Below are 25,205 nucleotides of genomic sequence, written 5' to 3'. Positions count from 1 at the left end.
TTCCTGTACTCTTACCACTGCGCCAGCTTTTTGCTGAGCATTTCGACCGATTGTTTATGCAACTGACATACCCTGGACTCTGTCAGCTCCAGTACCAGCGCAATCTCCTTCATATTCAGCTCATGGCTGTAATACAGCAGCAGCAGCAGCCTGTTGCGTTCCGGCAGCGATGCCATGGCTTTTTTCAGCGATAGTTTCAACTCCAACTGATTCAGATTGCTGCTGCCCAGCTGCGATTCGGACTGCTGCTCCAACAGCATATCGAGGCTTTCCATGGCTTCAGCCTGGCCGACATACTGCAGCTCCAGCAAGGTTGTCATATCAATACCTAAGGCGGCACACAGTGCCTCATCACCCGGCACATGCCCAAGCTGCCGGGTCAACTCACGGGTTTTATCCCGTAATTGATGCGATTGCTGCCGCAATTGACGTGGGCGCCAATCGGTCCGACGAAATTCATCCAGCATGGCACCCCGGATCCGTTTAAAGGCATAGGATTCAAATTGCTCATCCGGCTCCCGGCCGTACCGGCGCAATGCACTGAGCAGGCCCATCAAACCAATTTGCTGCAGATCATCTTTATCGACCATGCTGCCCACCAGGCTGCGCAAGTGGGCTGCCGCCCGCTTCACCAGATATCCGTAGCGGTTCAGTGCAGCGGTTTCCTGCGCTTCTGTCCGTGTAAAACTGCCAGCCTGCTCAGGCTCACACCATTGATTGGTTGCCAACATCATCGCGCCTTACTGGATAAACACATTCGTAACCAGCACCTGTTCAATCTGATGACTGAACTTGTGCAAACGTAAAGCCTGATTGAACTCGTGCAGCAGTTGCGCCTGCACCTGTGGAATATCTTTAAAGTCATTCTTCACATCAAGATGCTGGCTGTTGCTAAAGTGCTGGACCAACGCATTGCGCAGCAATGGCACGGCGTCCTGCAACATAGCCAGCACCACAGGATCATGGCTGACCAAGGTCAGCTCCAATACCAGATAACGAGAGTGATGCTGGCTGTCGACACTGATCACAAAGCGTTCCAGCGGAAAAAACAGTGGCCTGGTCGGCTCTGCTACTTGTGGGTTTTGCTGGCTGTACCAATAACTACCACCCACACCCACCGCAATCAGGCAAACGGCTGCAACGATCAAAATTAAGGTTTTCATCTTTTTGGTTCTCCTATACCAGCCGGTCCAGCCAGCCTGTACCCTGCTGTGAAGCCGCCGTGTTCAGTTCGGCCTCCTCACTGCCCTGCTGGCTGGCAATCGTCTGTACTGCACTTTGATGGTGTTTTGTCTGCTGCTGCGCCTGATCACGCACATCCAGCTCCAGGCTATGTTCTGCTCCAAAACGCTGCGTCAGTTGCTGGCGCAATTGGTCAAGATGCTGTTGCATGGCCTCACGCAGCTGGCTGTTCGCGGCGTACAGCTGCACACTGGTTCTATCGCCATCGACACTCACACTCAGCTCAATCACACCCAATTGCGGTGGATCAAGCCGAATTTGCGCGCGCTGAATCTGTTGCCCCAGTTGTACATTGATTTTGTCTGACAGCAGATGCACCAACTTTTGCCCCCACTGGCTGCTTTGTAGTCCGGTCAGGTCAGCTTTCCAGTGTGTCAGTGGCTCAGCCGCCTGGGCGCTACTGCCGGTAGCTGTTGCACTTGCCAAGGGGCCGGAGACAGCAGCAGGGTTATCCTGCTGCTCAATGTTCACCGCCTGCCAAAGCAACGGCGGCAAGCTGGTATTTTGCGGCGATAACGCCTGATGCAAACTGGCAGCATGCTGCGCCGCAGGCAAGACAGTTAAGCGTTGCTCAGCTGCCTGCACGATGCTTTGCTGCACGGCGGCTGGCTCTGTCACCGTTGCCGTAATACTGTGGCTCAGACCATGCCCGCCAGACAGATCTGGAGTAACACCGGTCTGCATGGTGCTGTAAAACACACTTCGCTCTGCGCCAAAGCTATAAGACAACTGCATTGCAGCGTTCATGCTGTCACTTTGGCTGCTGTGCAGAGACTGCTGGCTGCTTGTTGTTGCTTCCGTCAGCTCCGCCACGACCACGGCCGCGGCCTGATCGGCTGCGGTTAACAACGCTGCGTCACTGTCGCTTAGAGCGGTATCGTCCGCCGCGGCCAGCGGTGTTGTCTGCTGCGTTAAACCAGCAATCAAGGCAGCATAGTCCTGCAACCCGGCATCCGGCTCTTGAGAGACCGCAGAGTTGCTTGGTAACGCCGCTGGCTGCGACTTGTTAATGACGGCTAGCAACGGGGTCACGACAGCTTTCCTTCCGTCGTTTGCCTGTAGGCCACCAGCCCCTGTCGCTTTTTATTGAATTGCTTCATTTGGATCTCAGTGCGTTTCAGTTCATTGTTTGCCAGCTCCAGCACATGCTGGTAATTCTGCCGCAGGGTACTTAGCTGAGCCGTAAACAGTTCTTTCACCCCGGCCTGCTCCAGTTGCTTTACTAAAGCCAGCAGTTGCCGATCCAGGCCGCGCAATTTCTGCCAGTCCTGCGCCCGTACCGCCAGTAACAAATTGTGCTGCAACCGCATCAGCTGCCTGGCTAGTTCAGTTGTCTGTAGAGGGGTTAATGTCACATTCAGTCCCGGTTCAATACATTTCAGCTACCCGTGTTAGCCATCAAGGTTAGCAAGTCACGGGCCACAAATTAAACTGTTGTTTTTGAAGGATTTAAATCAATTGGAACCAAGAATGCGGAAGTGTTACTTCCGCCAAACGGAACTGCTGCCGATGCTGTTTTCCGTTCGGACAGCGGTTGCCATGATGAAGGGGGTGTCAGTTATTCAATACAAAAACCGCTGCAAAAGCAGCGGTGCAACCTGGTATGGTATGACAAAAGCAGCAGGTAGAACCTTTGCTGTTCAGGCTGCCTGTTGTGCCAGCCCTTGCCAGCCTTCCTGCAGGTTGGTCATAACAACCCGAACAGTATCCAGTTCGGCTAGATCGTTTTTAAGGCTGGCATTAAGCAGGGCTTGACCACAGTGCTGATACAGCTGTTGCATCGTCGCCGCTACTTCGCCGCCATTTTGCTGATCCAGTGAAGCATCAAGGCCCCCAAGAATTTTCAGCATACGCTCGATACCCGCAGCCTTTTTATCAAAGCGCTTAGCCTGGATATGCCCCTCAACCCGTGCCAGTTCATCGAGAAAGCCATCGAACAACATCAGCACCAGTTTATGAATGTCAGCACCGGCGGCTTTGCCTTCAACTGACGTGTTTTGGTACGCCTGATACCCATTGGAAAAATCTAACATAACTTGTCTCTCTAAAATCAAAACTGGCCAAGCGAGCTTTCCAGTTGCGCTATGGTCACCTGCATCTGGGTAAACTGGCCCAGATAGCGTCGAAAGGCTAACTCCATGGAATAATCATGCCGCTTTTTTTGATCGGTGATTAAATCCAGACTGGCCTGTAAAGTTTTCTGCTTATCGGTCAATAAACCAAAGTTTTTGCTGTAAGGCTCTATGGTATTTTCCAGCTTTGCCAGCATGCCGTCCTCACCTGTCAGCATGGCCTCCAGCTTGGCTGGATCTGCTGCCAGTGCCTGCTCAAACCGGCTTGCATTGATACTCAAAACACCATTGCGATCAAACTCAATACCAATGCTGTACAACGAGCTGCCTTCGAAAGTGCCCTGCAAAGCAGCCCGGAACTGATTCTGAATACTGCGGGCCATACTGTCTCTTTTCAGGCTGTCATCTTTGCTGATGCCGCTCACCACACTGTTGTAGCTGGATATAAACTGTTGCAGGTTATCTTTAATCGCCTGCTCATCCTGACCAATGGTGACGCGAACCGGACCATCGGTGCCAGCCTGGGCTCTGAGCAAGTCGATGCTAACGCCTTCAATCACATCGGTCAGCGTATTGCTGGCGCTGGTCACACTGATGGCTGCATCACTACCAAACCGCACTTTGGCATCCTGTGCCTTAGTCAGCTCTTGTCTGGCTGCCAGGGCCGCGGTGATATCAGCACCGGCGGCATCTGCACCGGGGGTAAAATCAAGCGTCAGCTGATTGGCCTCTCCGCTTTCTTCACTGGAAATCACCAGAAAGGTTTCAGTACCGCTGCGCATCAGTGTTGCCTTCACGCCTGGATTATCGACATGATTATTGATGGCTGCCGTCAGATCCGTTAACGTTGCACCGGCAGGCAAGCTGGCCAGGTCGACTGAAAAGCTGCTGCCAGCCAGATCGATACTGAATTCACCATCCGTGGCCAGGGTGGCATTGGGATCAAAGGACATCGCCAACTGATGATTTTGTGCCAGTTGCTCAACAAAAATCTCATAACTACCGGCGACTGCTTTCGCACCGGCTTTCACACTAAGCGTCGACTCACTGCTGCTAGTGGCAGTATTTGCCAGCATGCTGTTGTCGCCGCTGCGAAAATCTTTTAACTGGGTAGAGAAGTCTTTTAAAGCGGTTTGTAACTTTCGAATCGCATTCAACTGGCCGGTAAATTGATTCGCTTTATTGGCCAATACTTTATCTTTGCCAGCCCGTTCAATTTGGGTGTACTGGCTGGCCAGATACTGCGGATCTATCGTAAGAAATGACGACATAGTCGTTCCCCTTTGCCAGAGAATAAGGTGTTAAAGCACCCGGCGACCATGGCCGCCAGGATGCGAATACAAAAAGCACGGGGCACGCAGGCCCCGGCTAGCTGCGATTAACGTAGCAGTGAACCAATCATCTGAGTGGTGCTGTTCGATGCGCTCAGCACAGAAATACCAGAGTTCATCAGCAACTGATGCTTGGTCATATTGGACGTTTCTTTGGCAAAGTCAGCATCCATCAGCTGTGAAGCGGATGCCTGAGTATTTTCTGACATATTGGTCAGATTATTGATGGTATGATCCAAGCGATTCATGGTCGCACCAAGGTTGGCACGGGCAGCACCGATATTGTCGATCAGTGTATCAATCTCGGCCATAGTAGCTGTTGAGTCAGTCTGATCATCCAGGCCTGTCAGGCCAGTGATTGTAGTGGTAATTTCACCCAACTCGGTAGATACGTCAACCGCCAGCGTTTCTGCTGCAGTAGAGCCAATCTGGAAAGTTACTGCGCCGGCACCAAACTTGCCAGCAGCATCCAACAGTGTAGTACCTGAACCATAAGAGGTATTGGTCATAATGTTGGTCAGCTCTGCTGACAATGCATCAAACTCAGCATTTAATGCGGTATATTCTGAATCGTTGTTGGTGCCGTTAGCACCCTGAGTCGCCAGCTCTTTCATGCGATAAGCAATGTTGGTCATCTCTTCAAACGCGCCTTCTGCGGTTTGCAGCATAGAATTGGCATTGTTGGCGTTGTAAATAGCCGCTTCCTGACCACGCACCTGCGCATTCAGACGGTTAGCAATTTGCAGACCAGCCGCATCGTCTTTCGCTGAGTTGATACGGAAACCAGAGCCTAAACGTTCCAGCGCTACCGACAAATCGCTGTTGGTGCGGCTCAGTTGGTTTTGAATTGCTTTTGACGCCATATTGGATTGAATTGATAAAGCCATCGTAGGATCTCCTGTAATTGATGCTCAAAGATATAAAGCGACAAGGCGCCAACAGAACTGAAATTTTTTCTCGAATTTTTTCACGATGACTGAGAGATGCTTTGCGCCGGCAAAAACAAAAAATCCCGCCGTAGCGGGATGCATCGAGACTAAGGACGACACACTCAGCCTAAACCAAAAGCAACCAGACTGCGGGTAATATTGGCCTGAGACATCACCACCGACACCGTACTTTTCGTGCCGCTTTGCATATCCAGCCGTAACTGCTCACTTCGTGCCTGCAACTCTGCATCACTGCTCTGGCTCTGCTGGATGGCTGCCAGCTGTGCCTGCAGGGCTGTACGCTGCGCCTGCACCTTGCTTAGCACTTCTTTTAATTGCTGCTGCGCCTGTTGTATCTGTTGCCGGTATTGCTGCACAGTGTCAGCCGAGGTTGCCGCCTTGCCCAGTTGCGTTAACAAGCTGTCTGCCGGCTGCAACTGCACACTGACAGGGTTGCCGGCCGCAACGCGAACCCCCTGACCAGTCATCAGCCAGGGTTCCTGCAACTTACGGGCGTCACGAGCTTCGGCAGAAAAATACAGCTGCTGCTGTGAATCCACACTGACGCTGATGTGCTGACGACTGAATGCCTGCTGCACCGCCTGCAGATTTTGCCCGGCACTTTGGCCGGCAGCCAGGGTCAGACTCACCGCACTGCCACTTCGACCCAGCAGTATCTGAACCTGCTCGGTTTGACGGCGTTCACTAAGCAAATCAATACTCTGGTTTAAGGTGGCTTTAAAAGGGGCGGCTGTGGCCCCGGCAAGGGTCAGATTCGTCGTCAGAGCCCCAGCAGACCCTTGCAGCCGCTGCTCCAACTGCTGCAGTTGTTGTTGTGCGTCTTGTTGCTGTTGGGCCGATAACTTAGTGTACGCAGGTGAATTTAGCTGTCGCTTTAAACGCTCCAGTGCCTGATAGGCCTGGCGGATCTGTCGTTCGGTTTGTTCAGTCTGGCTTAATTGCTTGCTGACATCCGCTGCCTGCGCCCATTTACTTAATACCTGAATTTGCCGCGCCTGACGCGATATCGGTACCTGCTGACCACTATCATCCTGGCGAACAGCCTGAATCACCGCCGCCCGATCGGTCGCACTAAGGGGACTAAGAGCACTAAGGCTGATCGTATCTGACGTAGCGGATAGCTGCATGAACGAACCTTATTCAGACGTAAGAAAACAGTGTCAGCCTGGACACACTGGAATAGACTTTTAACGAGGATTCATACGATGCCATCGCCTGATTCATCTGCACAAAAGCCGTTGGGTAATCGACGTTTTTAATATCATCACGCAAAGTTTCGGTAAAAAGCGCGATATCATCATTGCCCATCGCCATCTCATCCAGCGACGCCAAAGTGCCACCTATGCGGGTTACCTCACCGTTGACTGTGGCCATAAAACTGCTGATATGAGCCAGCATGGCACGCGATTCATCGCCGACACCGCCAGCAGGGGCAGAACTGATCAGATCCAGGTAATCCTGCATCTGATTTAAGAAGTTAACCCCCGGGTCCAGCGCACTGCCCACGATGTTGCCTGGCACACTGGAATTGTCCGATACGGCGATCTGCCGCACCCTGTCATCCCCCTGGTACTGATAGACACCCAGCGCATCCCGCTCGAAAGGTTTGACATCGGTTAAACTGCCGGAGAAATAATAATTGCCGTTGCCGTCGGTAGCATTGAGCAGATCAACAATGGCTGGAAACAACACCGACAACTCCTGGCTAAAAGCTTGCAGCTCGGCTTGCCCCATGGATCCATCGGCTGCCGTGGTGACAATTTCCTGCACCGAATACAGCGTATTGATGATGCTGCTGAGTTGGGTTTCCTGCTGCCCAAGATTAAAGTGCACCGCATTCATATTTGCCTTGAACTGTTCCAGCTTGGTCAGTTCACTGTTTAATGTCAACAGCATGACAGTACCCAGCGGATCATCCGACGGCTTTTGAATACGCTGATTGGTGCCAAGCTGAGTGGATAATTTGCTGTACTCAGCTGTCGCTTGCTGAATATTGCGAATCGTATTCAGGTGGTATTGATTGCTGCTCACGCGCATAGCCACTGCCTCAGAAAATGTTAATCAGGGTTTTAAACAATTGATCGGCGGTGCTGATAACCCGGGCATTCGCATCATACAGCTGCTGGTAATACATCAGGTTTGCGGCCTCTTCGTCCAGGTTGACCCCGCTGACATTGTCGCGCGCTGCCACCGCATTCTGGTTTAACAGCTGTGCTGTTTTAATGCTGCTTTGTACCTGTTTGCTTTGAATCGCCAGATCACCAATCAGGGTATCGTAACCGGCGGTGCCCCCCTGTAAAGACGACACCAGATTGGCAATATTGCCATTATCACCACGACCACCAGCCGGGATCCAGCCACCAAAGCCATCGTCCACCCGGCCGATAAATGCCAGATCATCTGGCTGCAGCGAGTCGTTTACCCGGATAGTGCCCAGTACATCAGCCGGGTTGTACTGAAACAATGGCTCTCCCGGCTGTCCGTTTAGATCAAAGCCTTCGGATAAAGCCGTATTCACCGAGTCGGCAATATTAGTGACTATCTGCTCCAATTGCAGCCTGGCCGGTTGCAGCACAGTCGCATCGACATTCAGCAGGCCACCGATACGGCCGCCAATAAATTCATTCAGCGGAAAATCCAGGCCATTGAAGCTGACATGAACGTTGGTGCCGCTGACATGCACTTCGGATGCTTTGGAGCCAACCACCAAAGGGGCACCATTTTTACTGCTGACCGTCAGGGTACCGTCTCCCGGATCAAGAACGTCCACCCCGATAAAACCGGCCAATTCGCTAATCAGCACTTCACGAGCATCGGCCAACTCCGCAGTTGCCTGGCCCAACGCCTGAGCTTTACTGATTTTGCTGTTTAACTCGGCCACTTGCTGCAGCAAAGCAGTGCTGTTATCCGCCAGGTTGGAGAGCTCTTTGCTCAACTTATCCTGCTGATCCGACAAGGCACCATTGATTTGCGATAAGTCCTGCACCAAAGCCTGAGATGAAGACAGCACCTGCTGGCGATAGGCGTTGGAGTCTGGTGCAGACATGGCGGCATTAAAGGCAGCATTAATCCCAGCAACTGCATCGTTCAGGTTCAGTGATTCAGTCCCGAGAATTTCCTCCAGATAGCCCAAATAGCTGTGAAACCCTTGGTAATAATTGAGATCCGAGCCGGTGCGCCAAATGTCATCGTTCAGAAACTCATTCACGATGCGATCCACCTTGACCACTTTGACGCCATTTAAACCACCGGCCGCGGTTTCCAGGTACACTGTCTGCCGGCTATACCCTTTGACCGCCGCATTGGCCACATTTTGCCCGACCACGTTCAGGGCACTGTTGGCAGCGTTAAGCCCGGACACACCGTTTAGAAGCATACTCATAAGCTGGATTTCCCACCCTTTTCAACCGGCCATAATGGCTGGCTAAAGGCGCTGTTTGTGTATTTAAGTGCTGTTGACGACAGCACCTCCTTCTCTGGTAAAGCGACCGCCTCCGCCAGTTGCTTAAATTTATTTTCGGTTTGGCTTAAACCTTCACCCAACTGCCGGACTATGGCTTCTGCCAGACCAAGCTGCTGATTCGCGGCTAAGCTTTGCGCCAGTTGGGCATCATGCATCTCTCGGAAAGTGCCGGCCTCTTTGCTGCTGAACAGGCCATGCTCACCCGCCATCGCATCGGTACCAGCGTGCATTTTTTTAAGCACCAGTTGTAAAAAGATGGCTTCAAACTGCTCGGCGGCTTTGTTCAGACGCTCTGCCGGCGATTGATTGGCATCAATGGCTGTAGCAGCGCGAGGATCGATGGCCAAAGCTGCACCAACTTGGGTCTGGCCGGACAAAGGGGGAATAGTCATTCAAATCACCAGTAAATCAGCATCCAGTGCGCCGGCATTATCCAGCGCGATCAGGATGGACATCAATTCTGCCGGGGTAGCCCCCAGCGCATTTATCGCCTGCACAATGGCATCCAGCGAACTGCCTTCCGGCCACAACATCATGTTGGCGGTGCGCTCTTCCACACTGACATTGCTGTTTTGCACCGGCATGGTGGTCCCACCGGAAAAAGGCGGTGGCTGGCTGACACCATGCTGCTCACTGATGGTGATGGTCAGGCTGCCATGACTGACGGCTGCCCGCTTCACCCGCACCACGTCGTTCATCACCACGGTGCCGGTACGGCTGTTAAACACTACCCGGGGGCGCTGGCTGCCCACTTGCACCCGGATATCCTGCAGCAATGACATAAAGGTGATGCGGCTGTTGGCATCCCGCGGTGCACTCACAACCAGTTTCCCCTGGTGTTCAGCACGGGCAATATCGGGGCCAAAGACATCATTGATGGCCGTCACCACATTGCGTGCAGTTTGAAAGTTCGGTTGTTTCAGGTTCAGCACCACTTCGTGCGGTAAATGATGCTGCGGCACAGCCCGCTCAATAATGGCACCAGAAGGAATAATACCGGCTGTGGGCACATTCACAGTGACCGAAGAGCCACTCTGGCCGCTGGCACTGACGCCACCTACCACCAGATTGCCTTGTGCCAGGGCATAGACGTTGCCATCCACCCCCCGCAGTGGCGTGAGCATTAAGCTGCCGCCATGCAAACTTCTGGCATCCCCCAGCGACATAATGGTGACATCCAACTGCTGGCCGGGACTGGCATTGGCCGGTAACGTCGCCGTGACCGCAACGGCAGCTACGTTCCTTGAGCGGGGCAGGCTGTTTTCATCCAACTGCACACCAAACTGCTTGAGCATATTATTCAGCGACTGGGCCGCAAATGTCACCTGAGCCCGATCACCGGAACCCGGCAAGCCAACCACCAGCCCGTAGCCAACCAGTTGGTTATCCCGAACCCCCTGAATATCAACCAGATCCAGCAAAGGCCGGGCTTGCAGCAGCAACGGACACAATAAGCATACCAACGCAGTGATTACACCTTTCATCATAGCTGTGCTGCCTTAAAATGGATTCAAATAGCGGTTGAACAAGCGGGTGAACCACCCTGGCCGGCTGGCACTGGCCAGATCGCCCTGCCCCGAGTAACTGATGCGGGCATCGGCGATGCGTTGCGAGGAGATACGGTTGGTAACATCAATGTCTTCCGGTCGCACCAGCCCTTGCAACCGGATGTACTCATCGCCCTGGTTAAGCTTAATTCTCTTTTCCCCACGAATGGCCAAAGCGCCATTGGGCAGTACATCGGTCACCCGCACCGTGATAGAGCCCCGTAAAAAGTTCTGCTGACTGGCTGAGCTTTCGCCGTCAAACTGCGAACGGGAATTTAGCTGCATCGCCAACTCCGACGTATTCAAGCCCCCAACCAACGGCACCCCCACATTAATGCCGGTATTTCTGTCGACGCTGCTGTCGGCACGCTTACTGGATTGCGTCCGCTCATTCAGTTCAACCGTCAGAATGTCGCCAACCCGGTAGGCTCGCTTGTCCTCGTACAAGGTGAACATATAACGATCGCTGTACAGGCTGCCGTGTTGCTGTGACAGCACCTGCTCATCGGCACTGCGCTCAGCTACCACTTGTTCCCAGTCGTCCTGATGCACCGGCTCTGGCTGGCTGGCACAGCCCATCAGCACAAAAGCCCCCGCCAGAAAGTAGAATTTGTTCATCCGATTACAGGCTCTGATTCAAAAAGCGCAACATGTCGTCTGCTGCAGACACTACTTTGGCGTTCATCTCGTAGGCACGCTGGACGGCGATCATGCTGACCATTTCATCCACCACACTGACGTTCGAGCCTTCAATGGTGTACTGCTGCAAAGCACCAAAGGCGTCCTCACCGGGGATGCCCTCTATGGCTTCACCGGAGGCGGCGGTCGCACGGAACAGGTTTCCTCCCAGCGCCTCCAGCCCGGCCGGATTGACAAAGTTCACCGTTAGAATTTGTCCCAGCTCCACCGGCTGTGCCTGGCCGGCAACGGTCGCGCTGACAGTACCATCACGACCAATGGTGACACTCATGGTGTTCTCCGGTATGGCAATGTTTTGCAACAGCGGTAAGCCATTGGCATTCACCATCAGCGATTCGGCATTTAACTGGAACTGACCATTGCGGCTGTACAGTACCTCACCATCCGGATTTTCGATCTGGAAAAAACCCTGGCCGGCAATCGCCAGATCCAGCGCATTGCCACTGGTTTCGAAATTGCCTTCAGTAAAGACTTTCTGGGTACCATTTACCCGCACCCCAGTGCCCACCTGTATGCCCGATGGCACCTGGTTCAGCTCATCAGCCTGAGCACCGGGCTGGCGCTGCACCTGATAAAACAAGTCCTCAAACACCACCCGGTCTTTTTTAAAGCCGGCGGTGCTAACGTTGGCCAGGTTATTGGAGATGGTGGTCATACGCATATCTTGCGCTGCCAGGCCGGTTTTACTTACCCATAAGGCAGAATTCATTGCACTGCTCCTGTTAGCTGTTGCCGCTGATTAATTTATTGCCGGAAACCGCCAGTTCATCCGCTGTTTTCATCATGCGAATATTCATTTCAAACTGCCGGCTGATGGTCATGGTATTCACCATTTCTTCCACCGCATTGACGTTCGAGCCTTCCAACGCACCAGTGCGCAGGGTGATGGTGGCATCGGCATCCAGTGGCTGCTGTTGCTGCGGCCGCAATAAGCCATCCAGCCCTTTGACCAGGGTGTCTCCGGCTGCACTCACCAGCTTTAACTGACCTTCCTGCACCAGAACACCACCACCCACTGGCAGCAAGTTGATGCTGCCATTGCTGCCAATCTCGATGGCGCCGAACTCCGGCAACAGGATATCGCCCTGATCGCCCTGCACCGCGTAACCGTTGAGCGTTAAGCGGCCATCGGCTTCCACCATCAGGTTACCGGCGCGCGTATAGGCTTCATTGCCATCAGCATCGGTCACCGCCAGAAAGCCACCGTCACTCAGCACGACGTCCAAATCCCGGCCGGTTTGCTGCACCGGACCATTACTCAGGCTGGTAAAGACGGGCATCAACTGCGCCTGATAACGGGTACGAAAACCATCCCCACCAATCATCCTGGCCTGAGCCTGCTCGATATCCGCTTTAAAGCCAGGCGTATTGACATTTGCCAGGTTGTTGGCCGATACCCGCAGCGCCGTTTGGTTGAGCTCAGCGCCGGATACTGCGGTATAAATTAAGCGTTCCATATCGGTTCACCTTTAGGTGGCGTTAAACAAAATCTGCATCATTTGATCGGCACTGCTGATGGTTTTGGCATTGGCCTGGTAGTTTTGCTGAAACGCCATTAAATCCACCAGTTGCTCGCTGATATCCACGTTCGAGCCAATGTAAGCGCCGGATAACAAGGAGCCATAGCTGCCGGAATCAGGCGTTCCATAAAGAGCGGCACCGGATTCATTGCTGGCATACCACATGGTTCTGTTGGCGGTTTCCAGGCCATGCAGGTTGGAGAAATTCGCCAAGACCACCTGGCCCTGCAATTTGGTTTCACCATTGGTGAAAGTAGCGAATACCTCACCACTGGCCGCAACGGCAATGCCGGCAAACTCACCGGCGGTAAAACCATTGCCATCGTTTTTATAAATATTGAACCCGCTGCCAAACTGGGTGCTGTTGGTCAGGTTAATATCGAAATTCATCACAGCAGCGCCAGCCGGCGCAAAACTTAGCGACACACTCGGTGGTGCAACAGGAGCTGTAAGCTGGCCATTAACATCGAAGGTCAGTGCAGCGGTATCAAAAGGTGCAGCTAATGCTGTGCCATTCACAAAATAGTGCGCATCCCAGTTGCCGCCGCCGTTATGCACAAAATACTGGGTTAACGTATGGCTGTTGCCTAACGAGTCAAAAATCTCGGTCGATTGCGAATAGTTATAGCTGCTGCCATCTGTCGGATTGAATGGATTGAGTGCCGGATTTATCACATCACTGGCCGAGCTTAAATTCAGTGAGAACTCTACTTCGGTCGTGGCTTCGGCCGGAATATTGGCCGCTTCCACTTTCAGGCTGGTTAATACGCCCGGTACCAGGTTGCCATTGGCATCAATGCCATAGCCCTGCAGTTGATTGCCATTGGCGTTTACAATCTGCTGATCTTTATCCAGCCCAAACTGACCGGCCTGGGTATAGGCCATGCGGCCATTCTCAGACACCACAAAAAAACCCTGACCGGTAATGGCCAAATCCAGTGCCGAGCCAGTATTGACCACACCACCTTCGCGGCTGAAATTCTCTTTAATATCGCTGACCGTCACACCGCCACGCTGGCCACCGTTGTACACAGAGGCAAACTCGGCACTGCCGCTTTTAAAGCCAGCGGTGCTGGAGTTGGCAATGTTATGGCTGGTTACTTCCAACGCTCTTTGTGTGGTTTTCAGCCCACTTAAGCCAATAGTAAACATAGACATAGTACAGAGTTCCTTAACTGTTGCTGCCAAAGGCCAGCTGATTGGTGTCTAACAAGGCATGGTTACCCAAGCCATTGACCTGCAAGATAATATCGTCTTTGTTGCTGCCAACCGATACCCGCTCCACGTCACCGCTTAACCAGGTTTGCAGTGGATGAGGCTGGCCATTGATGGTAGCGTCAGCCTGCACGTAGTAACCGCCGGCCGCTTGCTGTTCAAAGGCAAAACGCAACGTACCAATGCCGGTATAGGGCAGCTCCTGCTGCTGCATCAGCTGCCCCTCGGCGTTGTACAAGCGCAGCGTAATGCTTTGCGCTTCGACCCCGAGGTTGATAGCGCCTGTCACCGCAGCCGGCTGCTCCAATACAATGGTGTCTGCCGCTACGTCCACCTGCTTACCAATTAAGGCAGTCGCTTGCAGGGCTTGCTGGCTGGCTTGCAGGGCCAGATTTTTACCCGAGTCGATTTTCAGACTTTGCAGACTTTCAACATTGGCAAACTCAGCCAGTTGACTGACATACTGAGTGCCATCCATCGGTTCCAGCGGGTTTTGGTGGCTGATTTGTGCTACCAGCAACTCCAGAAACATGGTGGATAAGCCTTCGGCCGCTACGGTGCCATTTTTGGCAACTGCATGCTCATGTCCGGAGGCCGGGTTCGCTGCAAAACCGCTGATTGTTGTCACTTGATACTCCTTACTGGCCTAACCGCAGCACACTTTGCTGCATGCTGGCGACTCGCCCCATCACTTCTACCGAGGTTTGGTAACTGCGTGATGCGGACATCATGTCGGCCATCTCTTCAAGCACATTGACGTTGGAGTAAAAAACATACCCCTCCTGATTCGCCAACGGGTTGTTTGGCTCATAGCGCTGCTCTACCGGCCTGGTTGAGGTAGTCACACCCAGCATCTGCACCTCTGCCGACAAACTTTGCTGCTCGGTGGTTTGTTTGTACAAAGCAGCAAAAACCGGTTTTAACGCCCGATACGCCGTCGCTTCGGTCGGCGCTGCCGTATTGGCATTAGCCAGGTTCGAGGCAATGGTATCCAGTCGCATCACCTGGGCCCGCATAGCGCTGCCACTTACCTCATAAATACTGTTAAATGACATCCTTACTCTCCCTTAATGGCTTTGTGCAGGCCATTGATCTTCATATTCATAAAGGTCAGGCTGGTCTGAAAATCCATGCTGTTGGCAGCAAAGTTCGCCTGTTCTATGTTCAGCTCGGCTGTGTTGCCATCGGCGGATGGCTGGTACGGTGTGCGGTACAATAAGCGATGGCCCTGCTCTGCCGCCGCATAGGGCCGTGCCTTACCCTGTTCGATGCCGTAGGCGACATCCTGCATCACTTGCTTGTAGTCGATATCGCGTGCCTTAAAACCGGGCGTATCGACATTGGCCAGATTGCCTGCAATAATTTCTGCTCTGTCCAGCCGCAGCTGCAATGAAAACGGGTGTACACCGAGTGCTTTATCAAACATATTCTGTAGAACCTCTTCACACAGGTTGTCACATGCTGAAGCTCTATGTACAAGCTCCATGCCAAATTTAAAAAGCGATATTTATCAATGAACTACTATAGATTTAGCACCATTCAACCCCAGAAAGCGGAAGCTGTACTTCCGCTGCGGAAGCGACGTATTTTGCCGGCGCTGCAATGGGTTGCGCTGTGGTGCTTACTCTGGCTTGCTTTACTACCGGTTGCGACTGCTGCCACCATAGAAATGCAGCTGCAGCAGCATGTGGAACAGGAATTAACCCAATTTTTGCAGCAGTTGGGTAGGCCCGCTCAGCAACAAGACATTCAACTGACCGTACCTGCAGCGGTTGCCAGCAGTCAGTGCGATAACTTGCAGATTTCCAGGCGGCAGCAACAGGAGCCGCCACTTGGCAGGGTGAGCTACACCTTAAGCTGCAGCAGCCCGCAGCGCTGGCAAAGCCGTGCCACCGCCAGGGTAGAGCTGTGGCTGGAGTTGGTTGTCGCCGGTCGTACTCTGGAGCGCGATGAAGTATTAACGCAGGACATGCTAAGCCTGCAAAGCCTGCCGATTAGCAGTATCCGTCGGGGGCTGGAGTTTGACAGCGACGCGCTGTTGGGTATGACCGTGCGACGACGCATTAACCTCGGCAGCCCAGTAAGCCGCCATTTGCTGCATGCCAACTGGCTGGTGCAAAAAGGGGCTCAGGTCACCGTGCAGTTCAGTGGCGAAGGCTTTGCTGTCAGCACCAGAGCCCTGGCCCTGAGCAATGGCCAGTTAGGCGAAAGGATCAGCGTGCAAAACCTCAGCTCCGGCCAGATCATTGATGCCATAGTGGTCGGTGCTGATTTAGTAGAAACCGGCCATAAATAAATTTAAGTTGCAGCACCTTTTGGTCGCTTTAACTAGACAGAGCCAGATTGTGGAAGAAAAACCATGCATATAGATCCAAAAAATACCCTGCAGGTAAACCCGGTAAACCGGCTGCAGAATGAGCAGCAGCCTGCTGCCCGTAAGGAGACGGCCGTCACACCGGGCCAGGGCGAAGCGCCTCAAAGCCAGGTCAGTGCCTTTAGCCGGGCACTGGAGCAAAGCTATCAGGCGCTGTCGGAGCATGACAGCATTGATATGGCCAAAGTGCAGCAGGTAAAGCTGGCGATTGCCAATGGCGAGCTGAAGCTGGATGAAGACACCATTATCAATGCCATGCTGGATATGCATAAACGATGAGCGCTCAGCTGCTAAAACAGTTTATCAGTAAGCTGCAACAAGATGTGCAGCGGTTGGATCAGCTCAGCCAGCTGCTGGAGCAGCAATACGAATTGATGAGCCAGCGCAGCTCCGGCCCGCTGGAGGAGCTGAATCAACAAGCACTGCAGTTAATGAGCGCTTTGCAGCACAACCAGGTGAGCCGGGACCAACTGTTACAACAATTTGGTCTTGAGCACAGCAGTGACGGCATGCACCACCTGGTCAGTCGACTGCCAATCCCGGTGCAACTAGGTACCAGGCTGTTGTTGCAGGAATTAACACTGAAAGCCCGGCTGTGCCACGCGCAAAATGAAAAAAATGGCATTTTATTGGCATCACAGCGTCAGTTATTAGCCAAACTGACTGGGATGCAAAACCGTACCAGCTATCCTGCGATGCCGTTGTAAGCACCCTGGCTGGAACTATTACAGGAAGTCCAGACTATGTTCTTAACCAAAACAGCTACAAACAACGCAACCTGCAAAGGCACAACCATTATTTCTGAAGGCTGTGAGCTGGAAGGTGACCTGGTGCTGGATTGTCCGATGCAAGTTTATGGTCAGTTGCAGGGGCATATCCGCTGCAGTCACTCGGTCACCATCAACCAGCCAGGCAAGGTGCTGGGTAAAATAGTAGCCGATCATATTATTGTGAAAGGAGAGGTCGAAGGCGAGTTTTATGCCGACCGGGTTGATGTGCTGCAATCCGGGCTGATCCGGGGGACTATCTACAGCGATAACCTGAGCATTGAGCAAGGCGGTCGCTTTATCGGTGAAGTGCACGCAGCCAGCAGCCAACAACAACAGCGACCACAAAGCAAGCCTGCGGCCATTGCCAGAACCCAGGATGCAGCTGGGTTAACTCTGCAGACTACGGCCCCCTCTGCCAGCTAATTCGGTGCCGCGCTCCCACACCTTCCCCCTAGAAACAACATGGCCCTGCGCAAAGCAATGATTGCTTAACAACAGGGCCATAAAAGCTGTGAGCTTAGGCACCACTGAAGTCACAGTGGTGCTTCACACACTAAAGCAAGCGACGGATACTCAGGAAGCAGTCCGAGATGCCCGCTTCCGCTCGTTCTCTGTCAGGTGACGCTTGCGAATACGGATAGACGCTGGGGTAACTTCCACCAGTTCGTCGTCGTCAATAAACTCCAGTGCCTGCTCCAGCGTGTAACGGATCGGTGGTACCAGGTTGATGGCTTCATCGGTACCGGATGCACGTACGTTGGTCAGCTGTTTGCCTTTTAAGCAGTTCACGGTCAGGTCATTGCTGCGGCTATGAATACCAATCACCTGGCCTTCGTACACTTCTTCAGCATGGCCAATAAACATCCGACCGCGCTCTTGCAACGAGAAAATGGCATAACCAGCCGCTTTGCCCATCGCATTGGAAATCATCACACCATTGTTGCGCAGACCAATGGTACCGCCTTTGAACTCACCGTAGTGATCAAAGCTGTGGTACATCAGGCCAGTACCGGAAGTTAAGGTAATAAACTCGGTCCTAAAGCCAATCAAACCACGGCTGGGCACCACAAAATCCATCCGCACCCGGCCTTTGCCGTCCGGCTGCATGTTGGTCATCTCCGCCTTACGCTCACCCATTTTCTCCATCACGGCGCCCTGATGCGACTCTTCACAGTCGATGGTCAGTTGCTCGTAGGGCTCCATTTTAACGCCATCAACGGTTTTCATGATCACTTCCGGCCGGGATACTGCCAGCTCGAAACCTTCGCGACGCATGCTTTCAATCAAAACACCCAGATGCAATTCACCACGGCCGGAGACACGGAACTTATCGCCATCTTCGGTTTCCTGTACCCGCAGCGCTACGTTGTGTTTCAGTTCGTTTTGCAGACGCTCTAAGATCTGGCGCGAAGTCACAAACTTGCCCTCTTTGCCGGCAAATGGCGAGGTGTTAACCTGGAACGTCATGGTGACGGTTGGCTCATCCACCGACAAGGCAGGCAGAGCCTCCACCGCCGAAGGCGCACAAATGGTATCAGAAATTTTCAGTTCACCCAGACCGGTAAAGGCCACGATATCGCCCGCTGTTGCTTCAGTGGTATCGATGCGCTCCAGGCCAAGGTAACCAAAAACCTGGCCCACTTTGCCATTGCGTTTTTTGCCATCGGCACTGACGATGGTAACCTGCTGGTTCGGCCGCAAGGTACCACGTTTAATCCGGCCAATACCGATAATTCCCAGGTAGCTGGAGTAGTCCAGCTGGGAAACTTGCAACTGGGTGTCACCTTCCGGATCAACATCCGGCGGTGTGACATTATCAACAATGGCCTGGAACAGCTCGGTCATGTCGGCTTTTGGCTCGCTATGATCCAGCGTGGCCCAACCGTTTAAGGCTGAAGCATAGACAATTGGGAAGTCCAGCTGCTCATCGGTCGCACCCAGGTTATCAAACAGGTCGAACACCTGGTCGATGACCCAATCCGGCCGGGCACCAGGACGGTCGATTTTGTTTACCACCACAATCGGCTTCAAGCCGTGGGCAAAGGCTTTTTGGGTGACGAAACGGGTCTGTGGCATCGGGCCGTCAACCGCGTCAACCAGCAACAGCACCGAGTCGGCCATCGACAACACCCGCTCAACTTCACCACCAAAATCGGCGTGTCCCGGGGTATCCAGAATATTGATGTGGTAACCGTTCCAGCGCACCGAGGTGTTTTTCGCCAGAATGGTAATACCCCGCTCTTTTTCCTGATCGTTCGAGTCCATCACCCGCTCTTGCAATTTGGCACGCTCATCAAAGGTACCCGACTGCTGCAGCAGTTTATCGACTAACGTGGTTTTGCCGTGGTCAACGTGCGCAATGATGGCAACATTACGTAGTTTCTGAATATCGGTCGCGGTAACGCTCATGCTTTCTCTTTCCTCTGTGGCACCCTGTGACCGTCAACGTGACCACCTGGCAAACAACAAACTCTTTAAATAAGGGCGCATATTCTACTCTGTTTCGCGCAAAAGAAGAACAAAAGTCGGATTTTTTTCCCTCTGGCAGTCAAAGCCCCCTGCTGTCCCTTGGAATTGTGCTAGGCTGGTATGCACCAACATAGAGAATGACTGCATCAATTTGGTGCGCCAACGCAGTGCAAAGGCATTGTGCAAGTTTTATCTATTTGATTTTAATGGCATTGAATGAATGGCACATATCTGGCATCTATTCAGGCGATAAAAATTTTCCTATGGAACCAACTGGAGGAACCCATGGCTGCATCTGTAATGAAGATGATTGAAGAGAATGAAGTCAAATTTGTTGATCTGCGTTTTACCGATACCAAAGGCAAAGAGCAGCACGTGACCGTGCCTGTCAGCCAGATTTCGGAAGACTTCTTTGAAGACGGTAAAATGTTTGATGGCTCTTCCATCATGGGCTGGAAAGGTATTAATGATTCCGACATGATTCTGATGCCGGATCCAGAGACTGCCGTGATGGATCCTTTCTTTGAAGAAAGCACTCTAAATATTCGCTGCAATGTTATTGAGCCAGGTACCATGCAGGGCTACGATCGTGATCCGCGCTCTATTGCGCTGCGCGCCGAAGAGTACCTGAAATCTACCGGCATCGCCGATACTGTGCTGTTTGGGCCGGAGCCAGAGTTCTTCATGTTCGACGACATCCGGTTTCATACCGATATGTCCGGCTCTTTCTTTAAAATCAACGATGGCGAAGCCGCCTGGAACTCCGGCGCTGAAATGAACGATGGCAACAAAGGCCACCGCCCACGCGTCAAAGGTGGTTACTTCCCACTGCCTCCGGTCGATTCGTCGCACGATATCCGTAGTGCCATGTGTACTGTACTGGAAGAAATGGGCCAGGTGGTGGAAGCCCACCACCATGAAGTGGCTACCGCCGGTCAGAACGAAATTGCTACCCGCTTCAACACCCTGACCAAAAAAGCCGACGAAGTACAAATTCTGAAGTACGTTATCCACAACGTAGCGGACATTTACGGCAAAACCGCTACCTTTATGCCAAAACCACTGTTTGGTGATAACGGCTCAGGTATGCACTGTCACCAGTCACTGGCCAAAGACGGTGTCAACCTGTTTGCCGGTGATAAATACGCCGGTCTGTCTGAAATCGCCCTTTACTACATCGGCGGTATCATCAAGCATGCCCGTGCCATCAATGCCTTTACCAACCCATCGACCAACTCGTACAAGCGTTTGGTGCCTCACTACGAAGCACCGGTGATGTTGGCCTACTCGGCCCGCAACCGCTCTGCCTCCATCCGTATTCCGATGGTGCCCAGCGCCAAAGCACGTCGTATTGAGTGCCGTTTCCCGGATCCGGCAGCCAACCCTTATCTGGCCTTTGTTGCTCAGTTAATGGCTGGTCTGGACGGTATCCAGAACAAGATCCACCCGGGCGATGCGATGGACAAAGACTTGTACGACTTGCCAGCAGAAGAAGCGGCCAACATTCCACAGGTTGCTACCTCGCTGGATCAGGCGCTGGATGCGCTGGATGCCTCCCGCGAAGTTTTCACCAAAGGTGGCGTGATGTCGAACGATATGATTGATGCCTACATCGCCATCAAGCGGGAAGAAGCCCGCCGGGTGAATATTGCCATTCATCCGCTGGAGTTCGAACTTTACTACAGCGTCTAAGCTTGATACCGTTTGTTAAGCCCACCGCTTGGTGGGCTTTTTTTGGCGTCTGCTTTGCTTGTGCCAAGAGCCCAACAAATCTGGCTAAATGGTTCAAACAAGCGTACAGTTAACAATGGTGTATTGAGCATTGAACGAACAGGACTGATACAGTGATCACACGACTCCTTACCACTGTGGTTTTGCTTCTGCTGTGTTTGCCGGTCACGGTGCAGGCCAATAGTGGCAAAGTCTATGTATGGCGAGATGCCAACGGCGTGCTGGTATTTTCAGACAGTCCAAAACCAGGGGCTGAAGAAGTCAACCTGACCACCAAAATCAACCTGATGGAAACCGCACCATCCTTTCGGCCACCACCATCAGAAGCCTCCGTCTCCTTTACTGTTGAAATTACCAATCCAGAGCAAGAAGCCACCATCCGTGACAATACCGGTACCGTCCATGTTGCCGGGCGGGCACTGCCCCGTTACCCCCGGGGTTTTCAGATCAGTCTGCTACTGAATGGCGAGCCCTACCAAAGCCCGCAAACTGGTACCAACTTTGTACTGCGTGATCTGGAACGCGGTGAACATCACTTGCAAATGGAGTTACTCGATCAAAACGGCAAGCTAATTGCAAAGAGTGAGGTCATCACCTTTTATTTGCACAGAGCAACGGTGATACCCCCTAGATAGCGCATTTGTGATGCATTTCTAAGCTTTGTGACTTACACTGGCATCGCAAATGCACCACTATGGTGCGAAGAGGATGAACCGTGATCGAGTCAGAGCAACAGCCAACAAACACAACGGTTTTTCAAGCTGAACAACTGAGTGAACTGTTAAATACAGCCGTATTGGTGCTGGACCAGCAACTGCGTATCTGCTTTTTTAATGCCGCAACCTGCCAGGTATTGGCCATCAGCGAAAAACGCCTGAATGGTCAGCCATTCCCGGAGCTATTTCAGCACTGCGATCTGGGTAAAGAGCCCTTGCTCCGTGCATTGCAGCAACAGACCAGCTTCGCCATCAGTGATGTACAAACCATCCTGCACGATGGTCACCCCACGTTACTGGATCTGTATCTCAGCCCTTTTGAACATCAACAGCAATGGTATTTGCTGATGGAAGTGCGCCAAATTGAGCGCCAGCGTAAAATCAGCCAGGAAAATGTGCAGCAGCACCAACACCATGCAGCCCGGGAGTTGGTTCGTAACCTGGCGCACGAAATCAAGAACCCACTCGGCGGCTTGCGTGGTGCCGCCCAGTTGCTGGAATCCTCTTTATCCGACGAGCAAAAAGAATACACCCAGCTGATCATTGCTCAGGCCGATCGGTTACGCAAACTGGTCGATCGACTCCTTGGTCCTTACCGGCCGCCGCAGCAGCAATTTGCCAACTTGCATCAGGTGATCGAGCGGGTCTGCCAACTGGCGCAACTGGATAACCCAGCGCAAATTCGTTTTCAGCGCGACTACGATCCAAGCATACCGGTCTTCCGCTTTGATCCGGAGCTTATCGAGCAAGCCTTACTCAACATAGTCCGTAATGCCCAACAAGCGCTGGAGCAAGGCGGTCAAATCCTGCTGCAAAGCCGGATCCTGTACCAGCACACCCTGAATGGTCAGCGCCATAAATTAGTCGCTGCCATCAAGGTGATCGACAATGGCCCCGGCATTCCGGCCGACATTCGCGATACCCTATTTTATCCCATGGTCAGTGGCAAACCCGGTGGCAGTGGCCTTGGTCTCACCATAGCGCAAACTCTGTTGCACCAACATGGTGGCTGGATCGACTGCGACAGTTGGCCAGGCCATACCGAATTCACCTTGTATCTTCCCATCAGTGACACAGAGGAAAGCGTATGAATCAGGATGTATGGATCATTGATGACGACAACTCCATTCGTTGGATTTTGGAAAAAGCACTACAACGTGCCGAGATCCCGTGCGAAAGCTTCGCCAGTGCTGATTTGATGCTACAACGGCTGGAGTACCACCAGCCTGCGGTGGTGGTTTCCGATATTCGTATGCCAGGTACCGATGGCATGGCTTTGCTCGCACGCTTGCAGCAATTAGCCCCGGAGTTGCCGGTCATTATTATGACCGCACACTCGGATCTGGACAGTGCCGTCAATGCTTTTAAGAGCGGTGCCTTTGAGTACCTGCCGAAGCCTTTTGATATGGACGAAGCTGTGGCTCTGATCAGCCGGGCTCTGGAGCACAGCAAAGCCAGCAGTAAAAAAAGTAAATCCACTCAACCACAGCTGTTACCAGAAATCATTGGTGAAGCTCCTGCTATGCAGGAAGTCTTCCGTGCCATTGGCCGGCTGAGCCGTTCCAGCATCAGCGTCCTGATCAACGGTCAATCCGGTACCGGCAAAGAGTTGGTTGCACAAGCGCTGCACAAACACAGCCCCCGCAGCGACCAGCCTTTTATTGCACTGAATATGGCAGCCATTCCAAAGGATCTGATCGAGTCCGAATTGTTCGGCCATGAGAAAGGCGCCTTTACCGGTGCCGCCAATGTGCGTAAAGGTCGCTTCGAGCAAGCCGATGGTGGCACTTTATTTCTGGATGAAATTGGCGATATGCCACTGGATGTACAAACCAGGCTGCTGCGGGTACTGGCCGATGGCCAGTTTTACCGGGTTGGCGGTCATCAGGCGATTAGCGTCGATGTGCGTATTATTGCCGCTACCCACCAAAACTTAGAGTTACTGGTCGCCAAACACCAGTTCCGGGAAGATTTATTTCATCGCCTCAATGTGATCCGGGTACATTTACCCAGATTGAAGGAACGACGGGAAGATATTCCGGCCCTGGCGCGGCACTTTTTGCAACAAGCCTCCCGGGAACTCAATGTCGAAGCCAAACAACTCAGCACAGAGGCGGAAAAGTTTTTGCAGCAACTGGACTGGCCAGGCAATGTGCGGCAACTGGAAAACACCTGCCGCTGGCTCACCGTGATGGCCAGCGGCAAACAAATCCTGATTTCGGATCTGCCTCCCGAGTTAAGTGGCCCACCACCGCAGGAAAACATGGCCAGCGCAACAGAGCCTGGTAACAGCAGCTGGCAGGACAGCTTTCGGCATTGGATGCAGCAGCAACTGAAACTCGGCCGGATGGATATCCTGAACGACGCCAGCCAACAACTGGAAAGCATCGCTTTGCAACAGGCACTGCAGCATACCCACGGCCATAAACAAGAAGCGGCCCGCTTTTTAGGCTGGGGCCGCAATACACTGACACGTAAGTTAAAAGAGTTGGATCTTAGTAAGCATCAGGCCTGATGGTTAACATGACGACCACCACGTTGTCTTGGCTTAGCTTCTGAGCGTTGCTGTTGCAACTGCTCACGCTGTTCATTGGTCAGCAACTGCCAGACCTGATGACGAAACTCGAGCCTTGCTAACTGACGTTCCAATTGCTGTTGCTGACGTTGCTCCAGCAGCAAACGTGCAGCCGTGGCATCAAAATTGTCGGCTTGCACCAGTTGCTGCAATTGCTGATGCTGCTCACGCTGTCCGGCTCTGTCACCAGCCTGCTGCCGATGCTCGCGTCTTAGTGCTTGCAACTGCTGTTTCTGCTCATCGGTCAGGTTCAGTTGCTGCCAGCCGTAGCGTCCGGCTCTATCCGCTTTCGGGCTATGCTTGCCAGTACCCTGCTGCCAGCGCCGGGTACTGCGCGGCTCGAATGTTGCGGTGCCTGATTCGGCACTGACTTCATGGCTACCGGCCAACACTGGTGCTGCGGTACACAACAAAGAGCCGGCTACTACCAGGGTCATCAAATACGTTGCTTTCATGGTCTGTCTCCTTTTGCTTGACGATTTCAGATTAGCAGGTTGAATGCAAAGCAGTGCAAAGGCAGTGTAAAGGTTC

General features: G+C 52.8%; 29 protein-coding genes. 8 read left to right on the top strand and 21 right to left on the bottom strand.

Annotated elements, in window-relative coordinates:
* Positions 1–11: 11 nt before the first annotated feature.
* The 19 genes from QWF21_RS07285 to flgB all read right to left on the bottom strand — a co-directional run bounded on the left by QWF21_RS07285 (position 12) and on the right by flgB (position 15,465).
* Positions 12–731, bottom strand: a complete 720-nt coding sequence (locus QWF21_RS07285) for a FliA/WhiG family RNA polymerase sigma factor (protein WP_330087384.1) — start codon at positions 729–731, stop codon at positions 12–14.
* A 9-nt stretch (positions 732–740) separates the two neighbouring features.
* Complete coding sequence (locus QWF21_RS07280; RefSeq protein ID WP_330087383.1) at positions 741–1,163, bottom strand: flagellar basal body-associated FliL family protein; 423 nt, start codon at positions 1,161–1,163, stop codon at positions 741–743.
* Between the two features lie 13 nt (positions 1,164–1,176).
* On the bottom strand, positions 1,177–2,274 hold the full coding sequence (locus QWF21_RS07275; protein ID WP_330087382.1) for a flagellar hook-length control protein FliK: 1,098 nt from the start codon (positions 2,272–2,274) through the stop codon (positions 1,177–1,179).
* Positions 2,271–2,597 carry a hypothetical protein gene (locus tag QWF21_RS07270; RefSeq protein ID WP_330087381.1) on the bottom strand — a complete coding sequence of 109 codons (327 nt, stop codon included), beginning with the start codon at positions 2,595–2,597 and terminating at the stop codon, positions 2,271–2,273. The genes QWF21_RS07275 and QWF21_RS07270 overlap by 4 nt, the downstream gene beginning before the upstream one ends.
* 285 nt (positions 2,598–2,882) lie before the next feature.
* A complete protein-coding gene (gene fliS / locus QWF21_RS07265) occupies positions 2,883–3,275 on the bottom strand; it encodes a flagellar export chaperone FliS (RefSeq protein ID WP_330087380.1) in 393 nt (130 codons plus the stop codon).
* Positions 3,276–3,292: 17 nt separating this feature from the next.
* On the bottom strand, positions 3,293–4,585 hold the full coding sequence (gene fliD / locus QWF21_RS07260; RefSeq protein WP_330087379.1) for a flagellar filament capping protein FliD: 1,293 nt from the start codon (positions 4,583–4,585) through the stop codon (positions 3,293–3,295).
* 107 nt (positions 4,586–4,692) lie between these two features.
* The gene (locus tag QWF21_RS07255; protein WP_330087378.1) at positions 4,693–5,532 is read right to left on the bottom strand and encodes a flagellin N-terminal helical domain-containing protein; all 840 of its coding nucleotides are present in this window, start codon (positions 5,530–5,532) and stop codon (positions 4,693–4,695) included.
* A gap of 164 nt (positions 5,533–5,696) precedes the next feature.
* Positions 5,697–6,722, bottom strand: a complete 1,026-nt coding sequence (locus QWF21_RS07250) for a flagellin (RefSeq protein WP_330087377.1) — start codon at positions 6,720–6,722, stop codon at positions 5,697–5,699.
* Positions 6,723–6,735: 13 nt separating this feature from the next.
* Positions 6,736–7,632 (bottom strand): flagellar hook-associated protein FlgL, encoded by an 897-nt coding sequence (flgL, locus tag QWF21_RS07245; protein ID WP_330087376.1) that lies wholly within the window; start codon positions 7,630–7,632, stop codon positions 6,736–6,738.
* 10 nt (positions 7,633–7,642) lie between these two features.
* On the bottom strand, positions 7,643–8,977 hold the full coding sequence (gene flgK / locus QWF21_RS07240; RefSeq protein ID WP_330087375.1) for a flagellar hook-associated protein FlgK: 1,335 nt from the start codon (positions 8,975–8,977) through the stop codon (positions 7,643–7,645).
* Complete coding sequence (locus QWF21_RS07235; protein WP_330087374.1) at positions 8,974–9,450, bottom strand: rod-binding protein; 477 nt, start codon at positions 9,448–9,450, stop codon at positions 8,974–8,976. The genes flgK and QWF21_RS07235 overlap by 4 nt, the downstream gene beginning before the upstream one ends.
* Positions 9,451–10,542 carry a flagellar basal body P-ring protein FlgI gene (locus QWF21_RS07230; RefSeq protein WP_330087565.1) on the bottom strand — a complete coding sequence of 364 codons (1,092 nt, stop codon included), beginning with the start codon at positions 10,540–10,542 and terminating at the stop codon, positions 9,451–9,453.
* A gap of 15 nt (positions 10,543–10,557) precedes the next feature.
* The gene (gene flgH / locus QWF21_RS07225) at positions 10,558–11,223 is read right to left on the bottom strand and encodes a flagellar basal body L-ring protein FlgH (RefSeq protein WP_330087373.1); all 666 of its coding nucleotides are present in this window, start codon (positions 11,221–11,223) and stop codon (positions 10,558–10,560) included.
* A 4-nt stretch (positions 11,224–11,227) separates the two neighbouring features.
* On the bottom strand, positions 11,228–12,013 hold the full coding sequence (gene flgG / locus QWF21_RS07220; protein WP_330087372.1) for a flagellar basal-body rod protein FlgG: 786 nt from the start codon (positions 12,011–12,013) through the stop codon (positions 11,228–11,230).
* Between the two features lie 13 nt (positions 12,014–12,026).
* A complete protein-coding gene (locus QWF21_RS07215) occupies positions 12,027–12,761 on the bottom strand; it encodes a flagellar basal body rod protein FlgF (RefSeq protein WP_330087371.1) in 735 nt (244 codons plus the stop codon).
* 12 nt (positions 12,762–12,773) lie between these two features.
* Complete coding sequence (gene flgE / locus QWF21_RS07210; protein ID WP_330087370.1) at positions 12,774–13,982, bottom strand: flagellar hook protein FlgE; 1,209 nt, start codon at positions 13,980–13,982, stop codon at positions 12,774–12,776.
* A gap of 13 nt (positions 13,983–13,995) precedes the next feature.
* A complete protein-coding gene (locus QWF21_RS07205) occupies positions 13,996–14,667 on the bottom strand; it encodes a flagellar hook assembly protein FlgD (RefSeq protein WP_330087369.1) in 672 nt (223 codons plus the stop codon).
* Positions 14,668–14,677: 10 nt separating this feature from the next.
* On the bottom strand, positions 14,678–15,094 hold the full coding sequence (gene flgC / locus QWF21_RS07200; RefSeq protein WP_330087368.1) for a flagellar basal body rod protein FlgC: 417 nt from the start codon (positions 15,092–15,094) through the stop codon (positions 14,678–14,680).
* A 2-nt stretch (positions 15,095–15,096) separates the two neighbouring features.
* Positions 15,097–15,465, bottom strand: coding sequence for a flagellar basal body rod protein FlgB (flgB, locus tag QWF21_RS07195; RefSeq protein ID WP_330087367.1), 369 nt, complete (start codon positions 15,463–15,465; stop codon positions 15,097–15,099).
* 87 nt (positions 15,466–15,552) lie between these two features.
* Here flgB and flgA point away from each other — a divergent pair, with 87 nt between their 5' ends.
* The 4 genes from flgA (at position 15,553) to QWF21_RS07175 (ending at position 17,606) form a co-directional block, all read left to right on the top strand.
* Complete coding sequence (gene flgA / locus QWF21_RS07190; RefSeq protein WP_330087366.1) at positions 15,553–16,335, top strand: flagellar basal body P-ring formation chaperone FlgA; 783 nt, start codon at positions 15,553–15,555, stop codon at positions 16,333–16,335.
* Positions 16,336–16,398: 63 nt separating this feature from the next.
* Positions 16,399–16,692, top strand: a complete 294-nt coding sequence (gene flgM, locus QWF21_RS07185) for a flagellar biosynthesis anti-sigma factor FlgM (protein WP_330087365.1) — start codon at positions 16,399–16,401, stop codon at positions 16,690–16,692.
* Complete coding sequence (gene flgN, locus QWF21_RS07180; protein ID WP_330087364.1) at positions 16,689–17,120, top strand: flagellar export chaperone FlgN; 432 nt, start codon at positions 16,689–16,691, stop codon at positions 17,118–17,120. Before flgM ends, flgN begins: the two co-directional genes overlap by 4 nt.
* A 36-nt stretch (positions 17,121–17,156) precedes the next feature.
* Entirely contained in the window at positions 17,157–17,606 is a 450-nt protein-coding gene (locus QWF21_RS07175; RefSeq protein WP_330087363.1) for a bactofilin family protein, read from the top strand.
* A 150-nt stretch (positions 17,607–17,756) separates the two neighbouring features.
* Here the strand turns inward: QWF21_RS07175 and typA are convergent, their stop codons facing one another.
* Positions 17,757–19,592 (bottom strand): translational GTPase TypA, encoded by a 1,836-nt coding sequence (typA, locus tag QWF21_RS07170; protein ID WP_330087362.1) that lies wholly within the window; start codon positions 19,590–19,592, stop codon positions 17,757–17,759.
* A 345-nt stretch (positions 19,593–19,937) separates the two neighbouring features.
* On the opposite strand from typA, the gene glnA reads away from it, so the two are divergent.
* The 4 genes from glnA (at position 19,938) to glnG (ending at position 24,614) form a co-directional block, all read left to right on the top strand.
* Positions 19,938–21,344, top strand: a complete 1,407-nt coding sequence (gene glnA / locus QWF21_RS07165; protein WP_330087361.1) for a glutamate--ammonia ligase — start codon at positions 19,938–19,940, stop codon at positions 21,342–21,344.
* 152 nt (positions 21,345–21,496) lie between these two features.
* Entirely contained in the window at positions 21,497–22,018 is a 522-nt protein-coding gene (locus QWF21_RS07160) for a DUF4124 domain-containing protein (RefSeq protein WP_330087360.1), read from the top strand.
* Positions 22,019–22,098: 80 nt separating this feature from the next.
* Positions 22,099–23,190, top strand: a complete 1,092-nt coding sequence (gene glnL, locus QWF21_RS07155; protein ID WP_407935269.1) for a nitrogen regulation protein NR(II) — start codon at positions 22,099–22,101, stop codon at positions 23,188–23,190.
* Entirely contained in the window at positions 23,187–24,614 is a 1,428-nt protein-coding gene (gene glnG / locus QWF21_RS07150) for a nitrogen regulation protein NR(I) (protein ID WP_330087359.1), read from the top strand. The genes glnL and glnG overlap by 4 nt, the downstream gene beginning before the upstream one ends.
* Here glnG and QWF21_RS07145 read toward each other — a convergent pair.
* Positions 24,605–25,129: a Spy/CpxP family protein refolding chaperone gene (locus tag QWF21_RS07145; RefSeq protein ID WP_330087358.1), complete on the bottom strand. Its 525-nt coding sequence runs from the start codon at positions 25,127–25,129 to the stop codon at positions 24,605–24,607. The two genes, glnG and QWF21_RS07145, sit on opposite strands and share 10 nt — an antisense overlap.
* Positions 25,130–25,205: the final 76 nt, after the last annotated feature.

This window comes from Alkalimonas mucilaginosa (assembly GCF_036327005.1).
Classification (GTDB): domain Bacteria; phylum Pseudomonadota; class Gammaproteobacteria; order Enterobacterales; family Alteromonadaceae; genus Alkalimonas; species Alkalimonas mucilaginosa.
This window is presented reverse-complemented; position numbering and strand designations above follow the sequence as displayed.

Bases quoted from the DNA above. Each gene is read 5' to 3' on its own strand.
- glnA (WP_330087361.1), top strand. From the start codon at position 19,938: ATGGCTGCATCTGTAATGAAGATGATTGAAGAGAATGAAGTCAAATTT.
- flgE (WP_330087370.1), bottom strand. From the start codon at position 13,982: ATGTCTATGTTTACTATTGGCTTAAGTGGGCTGAAAACCACACAAAGA.
- flgB (WP_330087367.1), bottom strand. From the start codon at position 15,465: ATGTTTGATAAAGCACTCGGTGTACACCCGTTTTCATTGCAGCTGCGG.
- QWF21_RS07255 (WP_330087378.1), bottom strand. From the start codon at position 5,532: ATGGCTTTATCAATTCAATCCAATATGGCGTCAAAAGCAATTCAAAAC.
- QWF21_RS07175 (WP_330087363.1), top strand. From the start codon at position 17,157: ATGTTCTTAACCAAAACAGCTACAAACAACGCAACCTGCAAAGGCACA.
- fliS (WP_330087380.1), bottom strand. From the start codon at position 3,275: ATGTTAGATTTTTCCAATGGGTATCAGGCGTACCAAAACACGTCAGTT.
- flgG (WP_330087372.1), bottom strand. From the start codon at position 12,013: ATGAATTCTGCCTTATGGGTAAGTAAAACCGGCCTGGCAGCGCAAGAT.
- QWF21_RS07230 (WP_330087565.1), bottom strand. From the start codon at position 10,542: ATGAAAGGTGTAATCACTGCGTTGGTATGCTTATTGTGTCCGTTGCTG.
- flgM (WP_330087365.1), top strand. From the start codon at position 16,399: ATGCATATAGATCCAAAAAATACCCTGCAGGTAAACCCGGTAAACCGG.
- typA (WP_330087362.1), bottom strand. From the start codon at position 19,592: ATGAGCGTTACCGCGACCGATATTCAGAAACTACGTAATGTTGCCATC.
- QWF21_RS07280 (WP_330087383.1), bottom strand. From the start codon at position 1,163: ATGAAAACCTTAATTTTGATCGTTGCAGCCGTTTGCCTGATTGCGGTG.
- flgK (WP_330087375.1), bottom strand. From the start codon at position 8,977: ATGAGTATGCTTCTAAACGGTGTGTCCGGGCTTAACGCTGCCAACAGT.
- QWF21_RS07285 (WP_330087384.1), bottom strand. From the start codon at position 731: ATGTTGGCAACCAATCAATGGTGTGAGCCTGAGCAGGCTGGCAGTTTT.
- QWF21_RS07215 (WP_330087371.1), bottom strand. From the start codon at position 12,761: ATGGAACGCTTAATTTATACCGCAGTATCCGGCGCTGAGCTCAACCAA.
- glnG (WP_330087359.1), top strand. From the start codon at position 23,187: ATGAATCAGGATGTATGGATCATTGATGACGACAACTCCATTCGTTGG.
- QWF21_RS07250 (WP_330087377.1), bottom strand. From the start codon at position 6,722: ATGCAGCTATCCGCTACGTCAGATACGATCAGCCTTAGTGCTCTTAGT.
- QWF21_RS07145 (WP_330087358.1), bottom strand. From the start codon at position 25,129: ATGAAAGCAACGTATTTGATGACCCTGGTAGTAGCCGGCTCTTTGTTG.
- fliD (WP_330087379.1), bottom strand. From the start codon at position 4,585: ATGTCGTCATTTCTTACGATAGATCCGCAGTATCTGGCCAGCCAGTAC.
- QWF21_RS07235 (WP_330087374.1), bottom strand. From the start codon at position 9,450: ATGACTATTCCCCCTTTGTCCGGCCAGACCCAAGTTGGTGCAGCTTTG.
- flgA (WP_330087366.1), top strand. From the start codon at position 15,553: ATGAACTACTATAGATTTAGCACCATTCAACCCCAGAAAGCGGAAGCT.
- flgL (WP_330087376.1), bottom strand. From the start codon at position 7,632: ATGCGCGTGAGCAGCAATCAATACCACCTGAATACGATTCGCAATATT.
- flgH (WP_330087373.1), bottom strand. From the start codon at position 11,223: ATGAACAAATTCTACTTTCTGGCGGGGGCTTTTGTGCTGATGGGCTGT.
- flgN (WP_330087364.1), top strand. From the start codon at position 16,689: ATGAGCGCTCAGCTGCTAAAACAGTTTATCAGTAAGCTGCAACAAGAT.
- flgC (WP_330087368.1), bottom strand. From the start codon at position 15,094: ATGTCATTTAACAGTATTTATGAGGTAAGTGGCAGCGCTATGCGGGCC.